This is a genomic window from Streptomyces sp. Y20, assembly GCF_043195475.1.
In the GTDB taxonomy this organism is placed as follows: domain Bacteria; phylum Actinomycetota; class Actinomycetes; order Streptomycetales; family Streptomycetaceae; genus Streptomyces.
The window spans coordinates 1,005,930-1,021,002 of the sequence record NZ_JBIDDP010000001.1 but is presented as its reverse complement, the minus strand read 5'-3'; the positions used below and the strand labels follow the sequence as shown (position 1 = coordinate 1,021,002).

Below are 15,073 nucleotides of genomic sequence, written 5' to 3'. Positions count from 1 at the left end.
CGCCCGGGAATCATCGGGATGGCCCCCGTTCGTTGGAGAAACTGCGGGGCCGATGTCGGACCCGGCTTGTAGGGTCTGATCATCACCGATCGGCAGGCGAACTGAGCGGGGTGAGGGTTATGGCGACCAAGGACACGGGCGGCGGCCAGCAGAAGGCCACGCGCTCCACCGAGGAGGTCGAGGAGCAGGCGCAGGACGCGCAGGCGCAGGACGACCTCAAGGAGCGGCACGAGAAGCTCTCCGACGACGTGGACTCCGTCCTGGACGAGATCGACGACGTCCTTGAGGAGAATGCGGAGGACTTCGTGCGCTCGTTCGTGCAAAAGGGTGGCCAGTAGGCTGCTTTCCCCTTCGGATCCAAGGTCCAGGGGCGTCGGAGTGGTGAGTGGCCGGCGAACGGACGACGAAGCACTGCTCGCGGCCGGAGAAGTCCGGGCCGCGGGCAGTCCTCGTCCCCGGGGAACGGCTGCCGCCGGGCAGGTGGATCACCGCCACCGGCCGGGTAAGGTCCGTGGCATACCGTGCTTCAACCGCAATTCGGCCATCGGCACATGGGGGAAGACACCCCGGACCTGCCCGCCGGACTGCCGCTACGTGGAAGGAATCTCGTGGAAGCCAATACTCGTGGCACCGGGCGTCTACCAGCTGCCTTCCTGACGCCAGGATCCTCCTCCTTCATGGACTTCCTCTCCGAGCACCAGCCCGCGCTGCTGCCCGGCAACCGGCAGCTGCCGCCCACGCAGGGTGTCATCGAGGCGCCGCACGGCACGACGATCGTCGCCGTCACCTTCCCCGGAGGTGTCGTGCTCGCCGGTGACCGCCGGGCGACCATGGGCAACGTCATCGCGCAGCGGGACATCGAGAAGGTCTTCCCGGCCGACGAGTACTCGGCCGTCGGCATCGCCGGCACCGCCGGGCTGGCCGTCGAGATGGTCAAGCTCTTCCAGCTGGAGCTGGAGCACTTCGAGAAGGTCGAGGGCGCCCAGCTGTCCCTGGAGGGCAAGGCCAACCGGCTGTCTACCATGATCCGTTCCAACCTCGGCATGGCCATGCAGGGCCTGGCCGTGGTCCCCCTCTTCGCCGGGTACGACCTGGACCGCGAACGGGGACGCATCTTCTCCTACGACGTCACGGGCGGCCGTTCCGAGGAGCACAACTTCGCCGCGACGGGCTCGGGTTCGGTCTTCGCCCGCGGTGCGATGAAGAAGCTGTTCCGGAGCGACCTGACCGAGGAGCAGGCCACCACGCTCGTCGTCCAGGCCCTCTACGACGCGGCTGACGACGACTCGGCGACCGGTGGTCCCGATGTCGCCCGCCGGATCTATCCGATCATCACCGTGATCACCGAGGACGGCTTCCGCCGGCTCACCGAGGAGGAGTCGTCCGGGCTCGCCCGCGCGGTGCTCCAGAAGCGCCTGGAGGAGCCCGACGGCCCCAAGGCCGCCCTGCTCTGAGCCCGGCCCCGGTTCTTATCGAGGTGATCCAGTGACCATGACAGAAAGGGACGGATAACCGGTGTCGACGCCGTTCTATGTCTCACCCCAGCAGGCCATGGCCGACCGGGCCGAGTACGCCCGCAAGGGCATCGCCCGCGGCCGCAGCCTGGTCGTGCTCCAGTACGCCGACGGCATCGTGTTCGTCGGCGAGAACCCGTCCCGCGCGCTGCACAAGTTCAGCGAGATCTACGACCGGATCGGCTTCGCGGCGGCCGGCAAGTACAACGAGTACGAGAACCTGCGGATCGGCGGCGTGCGCTACGCCGACCTGCGCGGCTACACCTACGACCGTGACGACGTCACGGCCCGCGGCCTGGCCAACGTCTACGCCCAGACGCTGGGCACGATCTTCTCCTCGGCGGCCGAGAAGCCGTACGAGGTGGAGCTGGTGGTGGCCGAGGTGGGGGAGACCCCCGAGGGCGACCAGATCTACCGGCTGCCGCACGACGGTTCCATCGTGGACGAGCACGGCTCGGTCGCGGTCGGCGGCAACACCGAGCAGATCAGCACCTTCCTGGACCAGCGTCACCGCGACGGCATGAGTCTCGCGGAGGCTCTGAAGCTGGCCGTGCAGGCCCTGTCCCGGGACACCAACGGCAGCGAGCGGGAGATCCCCGCCGAGCGGCTGGAGGTCGCCGTGCTGGACCGCACGCGCCCGCAGAAGCGCAAGTTCAAGCGCATCGTCGGCCGCCAGCTCGGCCGCCTGCTGGAGGCGGGCGGCGCGACCACGGAGGCGGAGAGCGCCGACGAGGAGTGATCCCCGCACACCAGGTGTGCCCCGGCCGGTCCTCCGGCCGGGGCACCTGCCGTTCCGGCGGTGGGTGACCGGCCGGTGGGTGACCGGCCTACGCCTCGCGGGGCGGTGCCGTGGAGCCCCGGACGACCAGTTCGACGGGGATGTCCCCGCTCTGCGGCGCACGGCCCTCCAGCACCGCCAGCAGGGCCCGCATCCCGTGCTCGCCGAACAGCTCGGCGTCCAGCCGCACGGTCGTCAGCTCGGGGTCGAGGGCGGTGGCCAGGGCCAGATCGTCCAGGCCGGTGACCGAGACGTCGTCCGGGACGCGCAGGCCCAGCCGGCGCAGCGCCTTGTACGCGCCCGCGGCCAGCTTGTCGTCGTCGCACACCACGGCCGTGGGCCGGGGGCCGGGCGCGGTGAGCGCGGCCTCGGTGGCGGCCAGCGCGCCCTCGATGGAGATCGGTGCCCGGGCCGTACGCACGCGCGTGCCGGGGACCGCGGCCAGGCGCGCGGCCAGCTCGCGCGCGCGGACCTCGAACGTCCAGGACGGCACGTCCGCCGCCAGGTGCAGCACGCGGCGGTGGCCGAGGCCCAGCAGGTGCTCGGCGACCTGGCGGACGCCGTCGGTGATGTCCAGGTTCACGGTCGCGGCGCCCAGGCTGCCCGAGGGATCACTGTCCAGCATGACCAGGGGCAGCTGGTCGCCGCGGATCGCGGTGAGGGCGTCGGCGGCCATCGAGGAGGCGATGACGCCGTCCAGGGCGGCCTGCGCGGAGGCGAAGGGGTCGCGGGCCGGGCCGACCCCCTCGGGTGAGGGGTAGAGCACCACGCCGAAGCCGTGCTCGGCCGCCACGCGCGCGGCGCCCGTGTAGACCCCGGCGAAGAACTCCGTCGTCAGGGCGGGCACCACGAGCAGGACGGTGCGGGTGTGGCCGAGGCGCAGGTTGCGGGCGGCGAGATTGGGCCGGTAGCCCAGCTCCCGGGCGGCCTCCCGGACCCGTTCGGCGGTGGCCTCGGACACCCGGCCGCGCCACTTGTCGCCCAGCACGAGGGAGACGGCCGCCTGGGAGACGCCGGCCGCCCGGGCGACGTCACGGCTGGTCGGGCGGGTGCTGCTGGATGCCACCGCGGGCCTGCTCCTCTGTTTCGGCCGTCCGCCCGGGGCGCTGGCGCGCCCGCGGGTCACCGTCGGCCGTCTGGACGTGTGAACAGCGCACATGGTACGTATGGGCGGGGACGTTATACGTAACACTTCGGGCCGTCGAGGCGTCCCGCGAGCCACGGAAGGGCTGGACATGGCCACGGGATACCTGGAGATCCTCAGAGCGAGGCACGCGTGCCGGCTGCTCACCGGCACCCTGGTGGGCCGCCTGCCCAACGCCACCGCGGCCATCGCCCTGGTGCTCTTCGTCCGCGCCGAGGGCGGCAGCTACAGCCTCGCCGGCGCCCTCGCCGCGGTGTACGGCGTCGCCAACGCCGCCGGCCAGCCGGTCCTGGGCCGGCTCGTGGACCTGTACGGCCAGCCGCGCGTCCAGCTGCCCGCGGCGGTCCTCGCGGCCCTCTCGATGACCGCCTTCGCCTTCCTGGGCACCGGCTCGCTCCCCCTCGCCCACGCGAGTGTGGCGGCGGCCGGCCTGTTCGCCCCGCCCCTGGAGGGCGGCCTGCGCGCCCTGTGGCCGTCCGTGCTGCGCCGCGAGGACCAGGTGCACACCGCGTACGCCATGGACGCGATCGCGCAGGAGATCATGTTCACCGCCGGCCCGCTGCTGGTGACCCTGTGCGTGTCCCTGTGGGACGAGCGCGCCGCCCTGCTCGTGCTGAACCTCCTCGGCGTGCTGGGCGCGCTCTCCGTGGTCCTCTCACCGCCCTCGCGCGCGTGGCGCTCCGCCCCGCGCGAGGCGCACTGGCTGGGCGCCCTGCGCTCGCCCGGCCTGCTCGCGCTGCTCGCGGCCTTCCTGTTCGTCGGCATCGCGCTGGGCTCCATCACGGTCGCCTCGGTGTCGTACGCGGACGGGCACGGCGGCGACGCGGTCTACGGCTGGCTCATGGCCGGACTCGGCCTCGGCGCGCTCGCCGGCGGCAGCGTCTACGGCGCCCGGCGGTGGGCCGGCGCGCCCGAACGGCGACTGACGGTGCTGGTGGCCCTGCTGGCGGTCTGTTACCTGCCGCTGACGCTGACCCCCGGCACGGTCGCCATGGTGCTGCTCAGCGTGGTCTCCGGTGTCTTCCTGGCGCCCTGCATCGCCTGCGCGTTCATCATCGTCGACCGGCACGCGCCGGCCGGGACCGTCACCGAGGCGTTCTCCTGGCTGGTGACGACGTTCACCGTGGGCGCCTCGGTCGGAACGGGCCTGGCGGGACCGGTCGTCCAGGCCGGCGGCACCCTGTGGGGTTTCGCCCTCCCGGGCGCGGCCGGGGCCGTGTCCCTGCTGGTCCTGCTCGCCACCGGACGGGTACTGGCGGCTCCCGCGCGGGGCGGGGTCGTTGCGGCTTCATCGGAAAATGATCCAGATCGTGCCGTCGAACCTCGTTTCAGCTCGGGGGATCGGGCGTAATGTTCCCTCATGGACCGCCGCATTTTCGGGCTGGAGAACGAGTACGGCGTCACGTGCACGTTCAGGGGACAGCGCCGCCTGTCTCCTGACGAGGTGGCGCGGTACCTCTTCCGCCGTGTCGTGTCATGGGGCCGCAGCAGCAATGTGTTTCTGCGCAACGGCGCCCGGCTCTATCTCGACGTGGGCTCACATCCGGAATACGCGACTCCCGAGTGTGACAACGTGACCGAACTGGTCACCCACGACAAGGCCGGCGAGCGCATTCTCGAAGGACTCCTGGTGGACGCGGAACGACGCCTGCACGAGGAGGGCATCGCGGGCGACGTCTACCTCTTCAAGAACAACACCGACTCGGCGGGCAACTCCTACGGCTGCCACGAGAACTACCTGGTGGCCCGGCACGGGGAGTTCTCCCGGCTCGCGGACATTCTCATCCCCTTCCTCGTCACCCGGCAGCTGCTGTGCGGCGCCGGCAAGGTGCTCCAGACCCCGCGCGGCGCCGTCTACTGCGTCAGCCAGCGCGCGGAGCACATCTGGGAGGGCGTCTCCTCGGCGACGACCCGCTCCCGGCCCATCATCAACACCCGCGACGAACCGCACGCGGACGCCGAGCGCTACCGCCGGCTGCACGTCATCGTCGGTGACTCGAACATGTCCGAGACGACCATGCTGCTCAAGGTCGGCGCCACCGACCTCGTGCTGCGCATGATCGAGGCGGGCACCGTGATGCGCGACCTCACCCTGGAGAACCCGATCCGGGCGATCCGCGAGGTCAGCCACGACATCACCGGCCGGCGCAAGGTACGCCTGGCCAGCGGCCGGGAGGCCTCCGCCCTGGAGGTGCAGCGGGAGTACTTCGACAAGGCCGTGGACTTCTGCGAGCGCCGGGGCATCCGCACCGGCACGGTCGCGGAGGTGCTGGACCTGTGGGGCCGCACGCTCGACGCGATCGAGGCCGAGGACCTCGACCGGATCGCCACCGAGATCGACTGGGTCATGAAGTACAAGCTCATCGAGCGGTACCGGGCCAAGCACAACATGACCATGTCGCACCCGAGGGTCGCGCAGATAGACCTCGCCTACCACGACATCCACCGCCGTCGTGGCCTGTACTACCTGCTGGAGAAGAAGGGCCAGGCCACCCGCATCTGCAACGACCTGAAGATCTTCGAGGGCAAGTCCGTTCCCCCGCAGACCACTCGGGCCCGGCTGCGCGGCGACTTCATCCGGCGGGCGCAGGAACAGCGCAGGGACTTCACGGTCGACTGGGTCCACCTGAAGCTCAACGACCAGGCGCAGCGCACCGTGTTGTGCAAGGACCCGTTCCGTTCGGTGGACGACCGGGTGGAGAAGCTGATCGCCGGAATGTAGGCGAAGGGCCGGGTCAAGCGTTCCGGCTCCGAAATGCCGGAACGCCACACGGGCGCCGTACGTTTTCCGTACGGCGCCCTTCTCACGCCGTAGAGTTGCGCGCACGCCATCCGCAAGATCGACCGATTACGAGGCTCTCCGTGCGCCGACGCTCACTCCTCCTCGCCGCTGTCCCCGCAGGACTGGTCACGCTCGCCGCCTGCGGGGACGACTCGTCCGACTCCGGCAAGACCAGTGTCTCGCCGTCGCCGTCGGCGTCCGCCGCGCCCCCGCCCAAGATCGTGGACGGACCGCTGCCGGCGGTCACGGCGGGCACGAAGTTCGGCGAGAAGCCGGTCGTCGCCAAGGGACCGGGCGACCCGTCGGAGAACCTGGCGGTCAAGACCCTGATCCCGGGCAGTGGCCGCACGGTCGCGGAGAACGACTTCGTCCAGGCGAACTACCTCGGCCAGATCTGGGACACCGCCAAGGTCTTCGACAACTCCTACGACCGCAAACGCCCGCTGGTCATGCAGCTCGCCCAGGGCAGCATCATCGACGGCTGGCGGTACGCCCTGGCCGGCAAGAAGTCCGGCAGCCGGATCGAGATCGCCGTCCCGCCCGCCCTGGGCTACGGCAAGTCGGGCCAGCCGGACGCGGGCATCAAGGGCACCGACACCCTCGTCTTCGTCATCGACGTCATCGACTCCTTCAATTCCAAGAGCTCCGCCAAGGGCAAGCCGGTCGCGCAGAACGACCCGGCCCTGCCGAAGGTGGCCACGAACACCGACGGCCAGGTGCCCAAGGTCACCATCCCCAAGTCGGACCCGCCGAAGAAGCTCGTCTCGGAGTACGTCCTGGAGGGCGACGGCGCCGAACTGAAGGCCGACCAGACGGTCCTGTGCCAGTTCCAGGGCCTGGTCTGGGAGAGCGGCAAGACCTTCCAGCGGACGTACGGCTCCGGCAGGCTCAGCCAGTTCTCCCTGGAGCAGATGCAGCAGGCGGTCAAGGGCCTGGCGCAGGGACTGACCGGCAAGAAGGTGGGCAGCCGGGTCCTGATCGTCGTCCCGCCGGAGCTGGGCTACGGCGACAAGCCGCCGAGCGGCGGGATCATCAAGAAGGGCGCCACCCTGGTGTTCACGGTGGACATCCTGGCGGCGATGTAGCCGGGGGACGCCCGGGGCGGGCGAGGGGCCCGCGATGATGAAAGACTGTCCGCGTTCCGTGTCGTACACAAGCAGGAGCTTTTGACGTGAGCATCGACAAGCCCGAGATCGACTTCCCGGAGGGCGCGCCCCCGGCCGACCTCGAGATCAAGGACATCTGGGAGGGCGACGGGCCGGTCGCCCAGGCGGGCCAGAACGTCACCGTCCACTACGTGGGCGTCGCTTTCAGCACGGGCGAGGAGTTCGACGCCAGCTGGAACCGCGGCACTCCGTTCCGCTTCCCGCTGGGCCAGGGCCGGGTCATCCAGGGCTGGGACCAGGGCGTGCAGGGCATGAAGGTCGGTGGCCGCCGCCAGCTGACCATCCCCGCCCACCTCGCCTACGGCGACCAGAGCCCGACCCCGGCGATCAAGCCCGGCGAGACGCTCATCTTCGTGGTCGACCTGCTCGGCGTCTGATTCACGGCCCGGATCCGACCGGATCCGATCACCTGGGGCCCATGCCTGCTCGGGCGTGGGCCCTCGGCTTTTGTCACCGCCCCGCGGAGCGGTACGGTCATCGGTCAGAAGCACCATAGGGAAGGCGAAGGGCGTCGATGGCCATTGCCAAGGCCGAGCGGCTGATGAACCTCGCGCTGTGTCTGCTCGGGACACGGCGGCCGCTCAGCAAGCGCGAGCTGCGGGCGTCCATCGAGGCCTACCTCGAAGCGGGGAGCGACGACTCCTTCAACCGCATGTTCGAGCGGGACAAGGACGACCTGCGCGAGCTGGGCCTCGTCATCGAGACCGTCGAGAACATCGACGGCGAGGTCGGTTACCTCGCCCGCCGCGACAGCAACCGTCTGCCCCCCATCACCCTGGACGCCGAGGAGGCCGCCGCCCTCGGTCTCGCCGCGAAGGTCTGGCAGCAGGCCCGGCTGGCCGGCGCGGCCAGCGGTGCCCTCCAGAAACTGCGCGCCGCGGGCCTGCCCGAGGACGTCGACCCCTACGAGGCGCACAGCGCCCTGGAACCGCGCATCCCGGTGCACGAGGCCGCCTTCGAGCCGCTGATGCTGGCCCTGCGCGACCGCCGCCCGGTCCTCTTCGAGTACCGCAAGGCCTCCGCCGCCCACCCCGAGCCCCGGCATGTCGAGCCATGGGCGCTGGAGTGCTGGCGCGGCCACTGGTACCTGGCCGGCTGGGACCGCGACCGGGGCGCCGAGCGCGTCTTCCGGCTCTCCCGGATCACCGGCAGGGTCCGCACGCGGGGCACGGGTTTCACCGTGCCCGTGCCCGACGTGGTCACCGTGCGTGAGACCGTCGCGAGCTGGGCCGGCGAGATCGCCGACCGCTCGGCGCTGATCCGGCTGCGCTCCGGCGCCGGCTACCCCCTTCGGGCGAAGGCCACCGCGGTCCGGGAACTCGGCGGCGGCTGGGACGAGCTGGAGATTCCGTACGGGCACGGACTGGACGCCTGGCTGGTGGAGTTCGGACCGGACGTGGTGGTGCTGGAGCCGGCCGAGCTGCGCGCGGACGTGGTGGACCGGCTGCGTGCCGTGGCCAAGGGCTGAGGGGGAGCAGGACTGTGGCAGGCAAACCGGTCAGGCCCGTGAACGCCATCGACCAGACCCGGCGGATGCTCTCGCTGGTGACCTATCTCCGGGAGCGCCCCGGCGCCCGGATCGCCGACGTGGCGCGCGCCTTCGGCATCACCGAGGACGAACTGGTCGCCGACCTCGACCTGCTGCCCATGTGCGGCACCAGCTTCCGGGGCGGCGACCTGCTGGACATCGACACCGACGGCGAGCGCATCTGGTGGCACAACCCGGCCGCGCTCGGGGAGGAGGCGGCCGAGCCGCTCCGGCTCGCCGCCGACGAGGCCACGGCCCTGCTGGTCGCGGCCCGCGCGGTGTCGACGCTGCCCGGCCTCCGGGAGGGTGACCGGCAGGCCCTGCTGCGGGCCACGGCCAAGGTGGAGACCGCGGCCGGCGAGGCCGCCGGGGCCAGCTCCCGCCTGTCGGTGACCTTCGAGTCCGAGGGCGGGGTCTTCGCCGACGTCGACCGGGCGATCTCCGAGCGCCGCCGGCTCTGGATCCGCTACTACTCCCCGGCGCGCGACGAGATCACCGAGCGCGAGATCGACCCCATCAGGCTGGTCAGCGTCGGCCACACCTATGTGGAGGCCTGGTGCCGCCGCTCCGAGGCCCGGCGCACCTTCCGGCTCGACCGGGTCGCCGAGATCAAGGTCCTCGACGAGCCGTCGGCGCCGCCCGAGGTGGAGCTGCGCGACCTCTCCGAGGCCCTGGTGCAGCCGGCCGCCGAGGACCCGGAGGTGGTGGTCGAGGTCGGCCCCGGCGGTCGCTGGGTCGCCGAGTACTACCCGCACGACAGCGCCGATGAGCTGCCCGACGGCGGACTGCGTATCACTCTGCGCACCCCCGACCCGGCCTCCCTGCGCAGGCTGGCCCTGCGGCTCGGCCGGGACGGCCGGATCGCCTCCCCGGCCGAGCTGGCCGAGAGCGCCCGCCGCGCCGCCCACGAGGCCCTGGCGGCGTACGACGCTGCGGCGGGCGTGGCGCGGGGCGCCGGTGACGGCCGGGACCTGAGGCCCGCGTGAGCCGGGGCCGTGCGCCCCGGCGGCGGACGGCCCGGAGCGACCAGAGGAAGAGGAGCGTGGGCTGTGAGCGAGTCCCCGGTGTCCGGTGCGGGTGAGATGACGGCGGCTTCGGCCTTCGCCGGGATGCGCGGAGCGGTCCCGGTGGTCTTCCGGGCCGGCTGCCCGGACTGCCGGGGCCGTTTCGAGCTCGCCGCGAGCGCGCTGCGCCTGGCCATCGGCGCCACCAGCCGGACGACGTTCTACTCCTTCACCTGTCCCGACTGCGGCACCCCGGTCCGCAAGCCCGCGGGGGAGCGGATCGTCGAGCTGCTCACCGGCGGCGGCGTCCGGACCCTGCGGCTGCACTCCACGGTGTAGCCGGCTGGGATCCGCCCCGGCGGACGGACTAGTCTCGGCGTCATGTTCTGGCCGATGTTCGCGGTAGCCATGGGGTTCCTGGGTCTCGCCGTCCTTGGGGTGTTCGCCGTCCGGGTGTTCCTGGAGGCTCGGCGCCTCGGGCGGCAGGTCGCCGATTCCGGACGCCGTATCACCAGGGCCGCGGAGGACCTGGAACGGGCGGCCGTGAACGCCGCCCGAGCCGTGGACACGCTGTAGCCGCGCCGGGTGCGGTGGGTCCCGCCCCGTCGGTGCGGTGTCGGTCACTCGGCTCTGTCACCCCGCCCACCCGGCCAGGTACGCTGCTGGTGCTGGTAGCGGCCCGATGACGAGGCGCGGTCCGCGAAGCAGGAGTACGCCGGGGGATTGTCCCGCGTTCATCCCCAGGCGTTACGATCGCAGCCAGCATGACGTCCGGACAAGTGTCCGACCTGTCGGACGTGCCCGCCTCGGTGAGAAGGTGAAGATTTATGTTCCGCAACGGACTTGAGCCGTGGCACCTGCTGCTCCTCGTTCTGGTGATCGTCCTGGTGTTCGGCTCCAAGAAGCTCCCGGACATGGCGCGCTCGCTCGGCAAGTCCGCGCGCATCCTCAAGAGCGAGGCCAAGGCGATGAAGGACGACGGCAAGCAGCCCGAGGGCACCGCCCAGTCCACCGCCGAGGAGCCCGCTCCGGCTCAGCGCACGATCCAGGCCGCCCCCGGTGACGTGACCAGCTCCCGCCCGGTCACCGAACCGACGGACACGACCAAGCGCTGACGCGAGGACCGGGGCATCCGGTCCACTGCACGAGATGAGGATGTGGGTTGCTCAAGCCTGCCCGCAAAAAGGAGAGGGATCCCGAGGGGCGGATGCCGCTCGCGGATCACTTGCGCGAGCTGCGCAACCGGCTCGCGAAGGGTGTCCTGGCGATCCTCGCCGTCACGATCGTCTCGGCCTTCTTCTATCGGGACATCATCGAGGTCATCACCCGGCCGATGCTGGACGAGATCGGCTGCCACCAGTCCTTCGGGGAACTGGCCGACGCCAAGAACGTCCGCTGTGCGCATATCACCGTCAGTGGCCTGCTGGGCGCGTTCAACCTGGCCCTGAAGGTTTCCCTCATGTCCGGCATCGTGCTCGCGTCGCCGGTCTGGCTGTACCAGCTGTGGGCGTTCGTCGCGCCGGGTCTGCACCGCGGCGAGAAGAAGTACGCCTACGCGTTCGTCTGCTTCGGTTTCCCGCTCTTCCTCGGCGGCGGCTACCTCGCGTTCCACTTGCTGCCCACCACGGCGAAGTTCATGATCGAGCTCACGCCGGCGGGCGCTGAGAACCTGTTGCCGCTGGACGACCTGCTGGACCTCATCACCCGCATGATCGTCGTCTTCGGCCTCGCCTTCGAGATGCCGCTGCTGCTGGTCATGCTCAATCTCACCGGGGTGCTGTCCGGGCGGCGCATGCTGGGCTGGTGGCGCGCCATGGTCGTCGGCATCACCGCCTTCGCGGCCGTGGCCACGCCCAGCCCCGACCCGATGACGATGCTGGCGCTGGCGGCGCCGATCTGGGCGCTGTACTTCATCGCCGTGGCCATCGCGCTGCTCAACGACCGGCGCCGGGCCCGCCGCGAGGCCGATGGCCCGGGCGACGACGAGGCGTCCGAACTGGACCTCACGCCCGAGGACATCGGCGCCGTCGAGCCCGTCCCGGCGGCCCGGGCACTGCCCGAGCAGGCGAGCACCGACCGGGTCAACGGCTACGACGACGTGACCTGAGCCCCTCCCACCACGCGCGATGCCCCCGCCCCCGGAGCCCTCCGGGGGCGGGGGCATCCGTCTTTGCCGATCAGCCCACGTTCCGGATAATGATCGTCCTGTTGTCAGTGGGGCCCGGTACGCTCGAAAGCACGATGACAGAGGACCTCTCACCGGCCGAGCGGTACGCGGCAGCCCGCAGGCGGGCTGCCGAGCAGGCCACCGCGCTCGCCTCCTTCCGCGAGATGTACGACTTCGGCCTCGACCCCTTCCAGATCGAGGCCTGCCAGGCACTCGAAGCGGGGAAGGGTGTACTGGTCGCCGCGCCCACCGGCTCGGGCAAGACGATCGTGGGCGAGTTCGCCGTCCACCTCGCCCTCCAGCAGGGCAAGAAGTGCTTCTACACGACGCCCATCAAGGCCCTGTCGAACCAGAAGTACGCCGACCTGTGCCGGCGGTACGGCGCCGCGAAGGTGGGCCTGCTCACCGGCGACAACAGCGTGAACTCCGACGCCCCGGTGGTCGTGATGACCACCGAGGTGCTGCGCAACATGCTGTACGCCGGCTCGCAGACCCTCCTCGGTCTCGGCCACGTGGTCATGGACGAGGTGCACTACCTCTCCGACCGCTTCCGGGGCGCCGTCTGGGAGGAAGTGATCATCCATCTCCCCGAGTCGGTGACCCTGGTCTCGCTCTCCGCCACCGTGTCCAACGCCGAGGAGTTCGGTGACTGGCTGGACACCGTCCGAGGCGACACCGAGGTGATCGTCTCCGAGCACCGGCCCGTACCGCTGTTCCAGCACGTCCTCGCCGGACGCCGGATGTACGACCTGTTCGAGGAGGGCGAGGGCCACAAGAAGGCCGTCAACCCCGACCTCGCCCGCCTCGCCCGGATGGAGGCGCAGCGGCCGTCCTTCCAGGACCGCAGGCGCGGCCGCTCGATGCGCGAGGCCGATCGCGAGCGGGAGCGCCGGCAGCGTTCGCGCGTGTGGACGCCGAGCCGCCCCGAGGTCATCGAGCGCCTGGACTCCGAGGGCCTGCTCCCGGCCATCACCTTCATCTTCAGCCGCGCCGCCTGCGAGGCCGCCGTCCAGCAGTGCCTGCACGCCGGCCTCCGACTAAACGACGAGGACGCGCGCGAGCGGGTCCGCGCCCTGGTCGCGGAGCGCACCGCCTCGATCCCGCCGGAGGACCTGCACGTCCTCGGCTATTACGAGTGGCTCGAAGGGCTGGAGCGGGGCATCGCCGCCCACCACGCGGGCATGCTGCCGACCTTCAAGGAGGTCGTGGAGGAGCTGTTCGTGCGCGGCCTGGTGAAGGCCGTGTTCGCCACCGAGACCCTGGCGCTCGGCATCAACATGCCCGCCCGCTCGGTCGTGCTGGAGAAGCTCGTCAAGTGGAACGGCGAGCAGCACGCCGACATCACGCCCGGCGAGTACACCCAGCTGACGGGCCGGGCCGGCCGGCGCGGCATCGACGTGGAGGGCCACGCGGTCGTCCTGTGGCAGCGCGGCAGCAGCCCCGAGCACCTCGCCGGTCTCGCGGGCACCCGCACCTACCCGCTGCGCTCCAGCTTCAAGCCGTCGTACAACATGGCGGTCAACCTGGTCGAGCAGTTCGGCCGGCACCGCTCGCGCGAACTGCTGGAGACATCCTTCGCGCAGTTCCAGGCCGACAAGTCGGTCGTCGGCATCTCCCGCCAGGTGCAGCGCAACGAGGAGGGCCTGGAGGGCTACAAGGCCTCCATGACCTGCCACCTCGGCGACTTCGAGGAGTACGCGCGGCTGCGCCGCGAACTGAAGGACCGGGAGACGGAACTGGCCCGGCAGGGCGCCAGCCAGCGCCGCGCCGAGGCCGCCGTCGCCCTGGAGAAGCTCAGGGCCGGCGATGTCATCCACGTGCCGACGGGCAAGTACGCCGGTCTGGCCCTGGTGCTCGACCCCGGCCTGCCCGCCGGCCGGGCCGACGGCCATCGCGGCTTCGAGCACCAGGACGGTCCGCGCCCGCTGGTGCTGACCGCGGAACGGCAGGTCAAGCGGCTGGCCTCGATGGACTTCCCGGTACCGGTCGAGCCGCTGGACCGGATGCGGATCCCGAAGTCCTTCAACCCCCGCTCGCCGCAGTCCCGACGGGACCTCGCGTCCGCGCTGCGCACCAAGGCGGGGCACATCCCGCCGGAGCGGGCGCGCAAGCAGCGGTCGCAGGCCGCCGACGACCGCGAGATCGCACGGCTGCGCACGGCGATCCGCGCGCACCCCTGCCACGGCTGCGGCGACCGTGAGGACCATGCCCGCTGGGCCGAGCGCTACCACCGGCTGCTGCGCGACACCTCGCAGCTGGAGCGGCGGATCGAGGGCCGTACGAACACGATCGCGCGGACCTTCGACCGGATCGTGGCGCTGCTGACCGAGCTGGACTACCTGCGCGGTGACGAGGTCACCGAGCATGGCAAGCGGCTGGCCCGGCTCTACGGCGAACTGGACCTGCTGGCCAGTGAGTGCCTGCGCGAGCGCGTCTGGGAGGGCCTCGGCCCCGCCGAACTCGCCGCCTGTGTCTCGGCGTTGGTGTACGAGTCCCGGACGGGCGACGACGCGCTGGCGCCGAAGCTGCCGTCGGGCGGGGCGAAGGCCGCGCTCGGTGACATGGTGCGGATCTGGGGACGGCTCGACGCCCTCGAGGAGGAGTTCCGGATCAGCCAGACCGAGGGGGTCGGCCAGCGGGAGCCGGACCTGGGGTTCGCCTGGGCGGCGTACATGTGGGCGACGGGCAACGGGCTCGACGAGGTGCTGCGCGAGGCGGACATGCCGGCCGGTGACTTCGTGCGGTGGTGCAAGCAGGTCATCGACGTGCTGGGGCAGATCTCGGCGGCGGCGCCCAGGGAGGGGTCGACCGTGGCGAAGAACGCGCGCAAGGCGGTGGACCAGTTGCTGCGCGGCGTGGTGGCCTACTCGTCGGTGGGGTGACCCGCCGTCCGGCGGGCGGGGGCGCGCCGCGGCCGGGCGCGCGGGCTCCCGCACCCGCCCAGGCGCGGTAGGACGCCGGCCGGCGCACGGCTCCGGGGGAGCGGCTCA

Annotated in this window: 16 protein-coding genes; 15 read left to right on the top strand and 1 reads right to left on the bottom strand. The window is 71.4% G+C overall.

The features are described from left to right. Nucleotides 1-119: 119 nt before the first annotated feature. The 4 genes from ACGFT1_RS04440 to prcA all read left to right on the top strand — a co-directional run bounded on the left by ACGFT1_RS04440 (nucleotide 120) and on the right by prcA (nucleotide 2,253). Complete coding sequence (locus ACGFT1_RS04440; protein WP_361987940.1) at nucleotides 120-338, top strand: ubiquitin-like protein Pup; 219 nt, start codon at nucleotides 120-122, stop codon at nucleotides 336-338. Further along, nucleotides 292-657, top strand: coding sequence for an endonuclease domain-containing protein (locus ACGFT1_RS04435; protein WP_373907489.1), 366 nt, complete (start codon nucleotides 292-294; stop codon nucleotides 655-657). Before ACGFT1_RS04440 ends, ACGFT1_RS04435 begins: the two co-directional genes overlap by 47 nt. Beyond that, nucleotides 609-1,454: a proteasome subunit beta gene (gene prcB / locus ACGFT1_RS04430; RefSeq protein WP_373907488.1), complete on the top strand. Its 846-nt coding sequence runs from the start codon at nucleotides 609-611 to the stop codon at nucleotides 1,452-1,454. The genes ACGFT1_RS04435 and prcB overlap by 49 nt, the downstream gene beginning before the upstream one ends. Before the next feature lie 61 nt (nucleotides 1,455-1,515). Further along, complete coding sequence (gene prcA / locus ACGFT1_RS04425; RefSeq protein WP_373907487.1) at nucleotides 1,516-2,253, top strand: proteasome subunit alpha; 738 nt, start codon at nucleotides 1,516-1,518, stop codon at nucleotides 2,251-2,253. Between the two features lie 88 nt (nucleotides 2,254-2,341). On the opposite strand, the gene ACGFT1_RS04420 is transcribed toward prcA, so the two are convergent. Continuing rightward, entirely contained in the window at nucleotides 2,342-3,358 is a 1,017-nt protein-coding gene (locus ACGFT1_RS04420; RefSeq protein ID WP_373907486.1) for a LacI family DNA-binding transcriptional regulator, read from the bottom strand. A 169-nt stretch (nucleotides 3,359-3,527) separates the two neighbouring features. Between ACGFT1_RS04420 and ACGFT1_RS04415 the strand changes: the two genes are divergently transcribed. The 11 genes from ACGFT1_RS04415 to ACGFT1_RS04365 all read left to right on the top strand — a co-directional run bounded on the left by ACGFT1_RS04415 (nucleotide 3,528) and on the right by ACGFT1_RS04365 (nucleotide 14,965). Beyond that, the gene (locus ACGFT1_RS04415; RefSeq protein ID WP_373907485.1) at nucleotides 3,528-4,787 is read left to right on the top strand and encodes an MFS transporter; all 1,260 of its coding nucleotides are present in this window, start codon (nucleotides 3,528-3,530) and stop codon (nucleotides 4,785-4,787) included. A 9-nt stretch (nucleotides 4,788-4,796) separates the two neighbouring features. Further along, nucleotides 4,797-6,158: a Pup--protein ligase gene (pafA, locus tag ACGFT1_RS04410; protein WP_373907484.1), complete on the top strand. Its 1,362-nt coding sequence runs from the start codon at nucleotides 4,797-4,799 to the stop codon at nucleotides 6,156-6,158. A 140-nt stretch (nucleotides 6,159-6,298) separates the two neighbouring features. Beyond that, a complete protein-coding gene (locus ACGFT1_RS04405) occupies nucleotides 6,299-7,303 on the top strand; it encodes an FKBP-type peptidyl-prolyl cis-trans isomerase (RefSeq protein ID WP_373907483.1) in 1,005 nt (334 codons plus the stop codon). Nucleotides 7,304-7,389: 86 nt separating this feature from the next. Continuing rightward, complete coding sequence (locus ACGFT1_RS04400) at nucleotides 7,390-7,761, top strand: FKBP-type peptidyl-prolyl cis-trans isomerase (protein WP_373907482.1); 372 nt, start codon at nucleotides 7,390-7,392, stop codon at nucleotides 7,759-7,761. A gap of 137 nt (nucleotides 7,762-7,898) precedes the next feature. Beyond that, nucleotides 7,899-8,852, top strand: coding sequence for a helix-turn-helix transcriptional regulator (locus tag ACGFT1_RS04395; RefSeq protein WP_373907481.1), 954 nt, complete (start codon nucleotides 7,899-7,901; stop codon nucleotides 8,850-8,852). Between the two features lie 14 nt (nucleotides 8,853-8,866). Next, on the top strand, nucleotides 8,867-9,898 hold the full coding sequence (locus ACGFT1_RS04390) for a helix-turn-helix transcriptional regulator (protein WP_373907480.1): 1,032 nt from the start codon (nucleotides 8,867-8,869) through the stop codon (nucleotides 9,896-9,898). Nucleotides 9,899-9,994: 96 nt separating this feature from the next. After that, entirely contained in the window at nucleotides 9,995-10,255 is a 261-nt protein-coding gene (locus ACGFT1_RS04385) for a hypothetical protein (RefSeq protein WP_373907665.1), read from the top strand. Nucleotides 10,256-10,297: 42 nt separating this feature from the next. Continuing rightward, nucleotides 10,298-10,492, top strand: a complete 195-nt coding sequence (locus ACGFT1_RS04380; protein WP_373907479.1) for a hypothetical protein — start codon at nucleotides 10,298-10,300, stop codon at nucleotides 10,490-10,492. A 251-nt stretch (nucleotides 10,493-10,743) separates the two neighbouring features. Beyond that, the gene (gene tatA, locus ACGFT1_RS04375; protein WP_356821679.1) at nucleotides 10,744-11,031 is read left to right on the top strand and encodes a Sec-independent protein translocase subunit TatA; all 288 of its coding nucleotides are present in this window, start codon (nucleotides 10,744-10,746) and stop codon (nucleotides 11,029-11,031) included. Between the two features lie 47 nt (nucleotides 11,032-11,078). Further along, the gene (gene tatC / locus ACGFT1_RS04370; RefSeq protein ID WP_373907478.1) at nucleotides 11,079-12,023 is read left to right on the top strand and encodes a twin-arginine translocase subunit TatC; all 945 of its coding nucleotides are present in this window, start codon (nucleotides 11,079-11,081) and stop codon (nucleotides 12,021-12,023) included. 89 nt (nucleotides 12,024-12,112) lie between these two features. Further along, on the top strand, nucleotides 12,113-14,965 hold the full coding sequence (locus ACGFT1_RS04365) for a DEAD/DEAH box helicase (RefSeq protein WP_373907477.1): 2,853 nt from the start codon (nucleotides 12,113-12,115) through the stop codon (nucleotides 14,963-14,965). The last annotated feature ends 108 nt before the right edge of the window (nucleotides 14,966-15,073 follow it).